Origin of the sequence: Caenimonas sp. SL110 (assembly GCF_001044395.1) — a bacterium.
Taxonomy (GTDB): domain Bacteria; phylum Pseudomonadota; class Gammaproteobacteria; order Burkholderiales; family Burkholderiaceae_C; genus Ramlibacter.
In genome coordinates this window covers 130,995-137,355 of sequence record NZ_JANU01000023.1, presented here as the reverse complement: position 1 = coordinate 137,355, position 6,361 = coordinate 130,995, and the positions used below count along the sequence as shown (strand labels likewise).

The window sequence follows — 6,361 nt, the reverse complement described above, 5'->3', positions numbered from 1 at the left end:
CGCGATTTGCGGCAGGGGGCCGATTACTTCGCTTGATCCGCAATCCATCTGTGATCAGGCGCCGTCGCCGCTTCGCGATCCGGCATGACAGCCAGGTGTGGGTCAGGTAACAGGCGTCAGTTTGGCGACGCTGAGTGCCAGCCACTTGATTCCATGCCGGGGAAAGTTCACCTGGGCCCGTGCATCATCGCCCTGCCCTTCGATCGAGATGACCTTGCCCTCACCGAACTTCGTATGGAACACCTTCATGTTCGCACTCAGCCCATGCGATGGCGCTGCTTTCTGCGACGGCACGTTCGGACTGGCAAAGGTGTCTTTCGAGTGGCCGCTGCCCGAATTGAACCCACCGCTTCGCGTGCTCGGATACCCCGAGCCATAACCGAAAGCAGAGCCGCCGAAGTTCTGGTTCTTCGGCGTGAGCCACTTGAGCGCACCCTCGGGCAATTCGTCGAAAAACCGGCTGCGCACGTTGTAGCGCGTTTGCCCGTGCAACAGGCGCGTCTGCGAATAGCTCAGGTACAGGCGCTTGCGTGCCCGGGTGATCGCCACGTACATCAGCCGCCGCTCTTCTTCCAGTCCTTCGATCTCGGTCATCGACCGTTCACTCGGAAAAAGCCCTTCTTCCAGGCCGCTGGCAAACACGCAGTCGAACTCCAGACCCTTGGCCGAATGCACCGTCATGAGCTGTATGGCTTCCTGCCCGGCCTGCGCCTGGTTGTCACCCGATTCCAGCGCGGCATGCGTCAGAAAGGCAGCCAGCGGTGACAGCGTTTCCCCAGTCTCCGCGTCCGGCGGAACGTAATCCGGTGCGGGGTCGTTGGTCTCCGGTTCGCTCGGATCGAGCCCCTGGCTGGCTGGCGATTGGCGCAACATGCCGGGGCTGTGTTCATCGACTGGCAAGGCGAGCGCATCGCGCCCGAATCCTTCCTGCGTCACGAAGCTCTCGGCCGCATTCACGAGCTCTTCCAGATTCTCGACACGATCCGCGCCATCGCGTTCGCTCTTGTAGTGCTGCAGCAGGCCGGACTGTTCCAGCATGATCTCGATGATTTCACGCAAGGACAGATTGACGATGTTCTCGCGCAGCACATCGATCTTCGCGACAAACGAGGTGAGGTTCGCGCCTGCTTTACCGGTGGTCGCAGAGACCGCGTCATGCAGCGAACAGCCCGCCGACTTCGCCGCATCCTGCAACTGTTCAACACTGCGCGCACCAATGCCGCGCGGCGGAAAATTCACCACCCGCAAAAAGCTGGTGTCGTCGTTCGGGTTCTCCAGGAGGCGCAGGTACGCGAGCGCATGCTTGATTTCCGCCCGCTCAAAAAACCGCAGCCCGCCGTACACGCGATACGGCACAGCCGCATTGAACAGCGCCGTTTCAATCACCCGGCTTTGCGCATTGCTGCGATACAGCACCGCGATCTCGCTGCGCGGGATGCTGCCTTCGGGGCCGTCGCCGCGCACCAGATGGCGCATCTCCTCGACCATCCACTGCGCCTCGGCCAGGTCGGTCGGCGCCTCGTAGATGCGCACCGGCTCACCCGGGCCCTGGTCCGTGCGCAGGTTCTTGCCCAGGCGCTTCTTGTTATGCCCGATGAGCTGATTGGCCGAATCGAGGATGTTGCTGAAGCTGCGGTAGTTCTGCTCCAGCTTGATCTGGTGGCGCACATCGAACTCGCGCACGAAGTCGGCCATGTTGCCCACCCGCGCACCGCGAAATGCGTAGATGCTCTGGTCGTCGTCGCCCACTGCAAACACCGAGCCTGCGCCGTTGCCCTGCCCGCTCGCGTCCTGCCCGGCCAGGATCTTGATCCAGGCGTATTGCAGCTTGTTCGTGTCCTGGAACTCGTCGATCAGGATGTGGCGAAAGCGCCGCTGGTAATGCTCGCGGATCGGGTCGTTGTCGCGCAGCAGCTCGTAGCTGCGCAGCATCAGCTCGCCAAAATCGACCACGCCTTCGCGGTTGCACTGGTCTTCGTACAGCTGGTAGATCTCGGCCTTGCGGCGGTCGTCTTCACTGCGGATCTCCACCGCATTCGGACGCAGCCCCTCTTCCTTGCAGCCCGAAATGAACCACTGGGTTTCCTTGGCCGGAAAACGCTCGTCATCGACGTTGAACTGCTTCATCACCCGCTTGATGGCCGAGAGCTGGTCCTGTGTGTCCAGGATCTGGAAGGTCTGCGGCAGGTTGGCGAGGCGCCAGTGCGCGCGCAAGAGCCGGTTGCACAGGCCGTGGAAGGTGCCGATCCACATGCCGCGAACGTTGACCGGCAGCATCGACTGCAGCCGCGTCATCATTTCCTTGGCCGCCTTGTTGGTGAAGGTCACGGCCATCAGGCCGCCGGGCGAGACCTGCCCGGTGGACATCAGCCATGCGATGCGGGTTGTGAGAACGCGGGTCTTTCCGGACCCGGCCCCCGCGAGGATGAGGGCGTGCTCGCTGGGCAGCGTGACAGCGGCCAACTGCTCGGGATTGAGGTTTTGCAAGAGCGGCGAGGCCGCGTCGACTTCTGGGTACATACGGCATTGTAGGAACCGCACGAAATCGCCGGAAATCATCGGCCGGGCGAACCTGAACTCATCCGTGCATCTGCATCGGGGCCATATGCAATCGCGCATAACGGGGCCATTGCGCGGGGACTAGAATTGCGCACCGGGCCCAAGCAATTTGAGGCCCGGTTTGCATTTGGCCCCGCGCCAAATCGCCGGGTCACATTTCCCAAGCGCTCATGCATGTTGAACAACAGACTTGAAGGAGCTTGGTATGGAAATTTTCGACTACGACAACGTTCTCTTGCTTCCGCGCAAATGCCGCGTGGAAAGCCGCTCCGAATGCGACGCCGGCGTGGAGCTGGGTGGCCGCACCTTTCGCATCCCGGTCGTGCCCGCCAACATGAAGACAGTGGTAGACGAGAAGATCTGCCTGTGGCTTGCGCAGAACGGCTACTTCTACGTCATGCACCGCTTTGACCTGGACAACGTGGCCTTCGTGCGCGAGATGCACTCGAAGGGCGCGTACGCCTCGATATCGGTGGGCGTGAAAAAGCCCGACTACGACGCCGTGGACCAGCTGGCCGCCGAAGGACAGGTGCCCGAGTACGTCACGATCGACATCGCGCACGGCCATGCCGACAGCGTGAGAAACATGATCGCGCACCTGAAGAAAAAGCTGCCTTCGGCCTTCGTGATCGCCGGCAACGTCGGCACGCCTGAGGCCATCATCGACCTGGAAAACTGGGGCGCGGATGCAACCAAGGTCGGCATCGGCCCGGGCAAGGTCTGCATCACGCGGATGAAGACCGGTTTCGGCACGGGCGGCTGGCAGTTGTCGGCGCTCAAGTGGTGCGCGCGTGTGGCGACCAAACCCATCATTGCCGACGGCGGTATTCGCGAACATGGCGACATTGCCAAGAGCGTGCGTTTCGGCGCAACCATGGTGATGATCGGCTCGATGCTTGCGGGACATGAAGAGTCGCCGGGTGAGACGGTTGATGTGGATGGACGGCTGTTCAAGGAGTACTACGGCAGCGCGTCGGACTTCAACAAGGGCGAATACAAGCACGTCGAAGGCAAGCGCATCCTGGAGCCGGTCAAGGGCAAGCTCGCTGACACGTTGCGCGAGATGGAAGAAGATGTGCAGAGCTCGATCAGCTACTCAGGCGGCAAGAAGCTGATGGATGTGCGCAAGGTGAACTACGTGATCCTGGGTGGGGACAATGCGGGCGAGCATTTGCTGATGTGACAGCGGCTGTCGTGCCTGGGCTGTCATGCATCGGCTGTCATGCCGGACTTGATCCGGCATCCACCGCGAAGCGGAGGCTGTGCCTGATCAAAGATGGATTGCGGGTCGAGCCCGCAATGACAGCCAAGTCCGGGTCAAGCCGCAATGACAGAGGCTGTCATGCCGGACTCGATCCGGCATCCATGACTTCACGACTGCTTCACCAACTCCAGCGCAAGCGTATTCAACCGGCTCCCCGGCTCCACCAACGCGTCCAGCACGCTGAAGTGATTGCAGCCAGGAATCGTCTCCGTCACCGGAACCCGCTGCGCACCCCACGCGGCCTGCAGCAATCCGTTTTGCCGGTGGTATTCCTCGCTCTCGTCGCCGCCGCAAACCGCATACAGCTTGCCATGCGCAGGCGCAGCAAGCAGCGCCGGGCTCGCCTTCCTTACCTGCTCGCGGGTGAGGTTGATCGATGGCTGCAAAAACGGCGCGTGCATCAGCGGCTCCAGATCGTGCAGCCCCGAAATTGACATCGCGCCTTTGACCACATCCGCTGGCAGGTTGCTTCCAAACACCGGCCACAAACACGACATCATCATCGCCGCCAGGTGACCGCCCGCCGAATGCCCGATCACCGTGATGCGGTTCGGGTCGCCGCCATGTTTGGCGATATGGCGATAGGTCCACGCCACCGCGAGCACCTGCTGCATCACGATCTGCGGCACCGTCACCGCCGGGCACAGCGCGTAATTCGGAATGACGACACATACGCCTTCCTTCGTAAAGGCCGGCGCGATGAAGGCGTGATCGCGCTTGTCGAGCGCACGCCAGTACCCGCCGTGGATGAACACCAGCACCGGCGCGCTGTCGCCTTCTGCACCGAAGACATCGAGGTGCTCACTCGGCCCGCCGCCATAACGGATGTCGAGTTCACGCGGCGGCGTGCGCATTGCATCGGCAGATTGCGCAGCCCAGCGGCGCAGGTAAGTGCCGTGGTCGGGCACACGTTCACGGTTGTTGTACATGCTGTCAAGCCAGCCTGCGTCCCAAGTCTTTGTCTTCATCGATCGCTCCATTTCCTGACTCCATCTTGTCACAGGGCTTGAACGCATCGCGCGGCCGGGGTACGCTGCCACGCCATCCAGCAACAGCGTTCAATCAACCATGGATTGCGGGTCGAGCCCGCAATGACAGGCCTTATGTCCCTTCACTCCCAACTCCAGCAACGCGCCGCCAGCGGCAAACCGATCCGCATCGGCCTCATCGGCGCGGGCAAGTTCGGCTCGATGTACCTGGCGCAGATTCCGCGCACACCGGGTGTTCACCTGGTGGGCATCGCAGACCTTTCACCGGACGCCGCACGCGCCAACCTCGCCCGCGTCGGATGGAAAACCGAACAGACGCAGGCACCGTCACTGGACGACGCCATCAAGTCAGGCGCAACGCACATCGGCGAAGACTGGCGCGCACTCACGCAGCACCCCGCCATCGACGTCATCGTCGAATGCACCGGTCACCCGATCGCGGCCGTCGATCATTGCCTGGACGCCTTCGCGCACGGCAAGCACGTGGTCAATGTGACGGTCGAAGCCGATGCCTTCTGCGGCCCCTTGCTCGCGCGCAAGGCCGCGCAGGCGGGCGTCATCTATTCGCTCGCGTTCGGTGACCAGCCGGCGCTGATCTGCGACCTGGTGGACTGGGCACGCACCTGCGGCTTCCCGGTGGTTGCCGCAGGACGCGGCCACAAATGGCTGCCGCACTTCAGCGAATCGACGCCGCAGACCGTCTGGGACAACTACGGCCTCACACCCGAGCAAGCCATGCGCGGCGGCCTCAACCCCAAGATGTTCAACAGCTTCCTCGACGGCTCCAAGCCATCCATCGAAAGCACAGCCGTCGCCAACGCGACCGGCCTGACCGTGCCGAGCAACGGCCTGCTCTACCCACCTGCCAGCGTTGAAGACATCCCCTACGTCACACGCCCGATCAGCGAAGGCGGCGTGCTCGAACGCAAGGGCATGGTCGAGGTGATTTCATCGCTCGAAGCCAATGGCCGCAAGATTCCGTACGACATCCGCATGGGCGTTTGGGTCACGGTCGAAGGCGAGACGGAGTACATCCGCAATTGCTTCGAGGAATACAACGCGCACACCGATCCGAGCGGCCGCTACTTCACGCTGTACAAGCGCTGGCACCTGATCGGCCTGGAAGTCGGCATGTCGGTCGCCAGCGTTGCGCTCAGAGGCGAAGCAACCGGCGTTGCGACCTGCTGGAACGCCGACGTCGTCGCCACCGCCAAGCGCGACCTGGTGCCCGGCGACATGCTCGACGGCGAAGGCGGCTACACGGTCTGGGGCAAGCTCCTACCGGCGGACAAATCAGCGGGCATGGGAGGATTGCCGCTGGGCCTGGCGCACGACGTGAAGGTGGTGCGTCCGGTGAAGAAGGGGCAGAGCCTTTGCTGGGCTGACGTGGCGATGGACACGACGACCCACGCGTACAAGATCAGGAAAGACATGGAGGCGATGTTCGCCCGCGCAGTGTGAATTGCAAAGGGATGCGGTCATTGCGCAAAGGGAGGCTGTCATTGCGCAAACGGAGGCTGTCATTGCGGACTTGATCCGCAATCCATGT

General features: G+C 62.4%; 4 protein-coding genes. 2 read left to right on the top strand and 2 right to left on the bottom strand.

Annotated features, from left to right (window positions below):
- Positions 1–102 precede the first annotated feature (102 nt).
- Complete coding sequence (locus AQ12_RS13095; RefSeq protein WP_048440344.1) at positions 103–2,520, bottom strand: UvrD-helicase domain-containing protein; 2,418 nt, start codon at positions 2,518–2,520, stop codon at positions 103–105.
- A gap of 244 nt (positions 2,521–2,764) precedes the next feature.
- On the opposite strand from AQ12_RS13095, the gene AQ12_RS13090 reads away from it, so the two are divergent.
- Positions 2,765–3,742: a GMP reductase gene (locus AQ12_RS13090; RefSeq protein WP_048440343.1), complete on the top strand. Its 978-nt coding sequence runs from the start codon at positions 2,765–2,767 to the stop codon at positions 3,740–3,742.
- A 188-nt stretch (positions 3,743–3,930) separates the two neighbouring features.
- Here AQ12_RS13090 and AQ12_RS13085 read toward each other — a convergent pair whose 3' ends face one another.
- Positions 3,931–4,791, bottom strand: coding sequence for an alpha/beta hydrolase (locus AQ12_RS13085; RefSeq protein WP_048440377.1), 861 nt, complete (start codon positions 4,789–4,791; stop codon positions 3,931–3,933).
- Between the two features lie 135 nt (positions 4,792–4,926).
- On the opposite strand from AQ12_RS13085, the gene AQ12_RS13080 reads away from it, so the two are divergent.
- Entirely contained in the window at positions 4,927–6,273 is a 1,347-nt protein-coding gene (locus AQ12_RS13080) for an NAD(P)H-dependent oxidoreductase (protein ID WP_048440342.1), read from the top strand.
- Positions 6,274–6,361 lie beyond the last annotated feature (88 nt).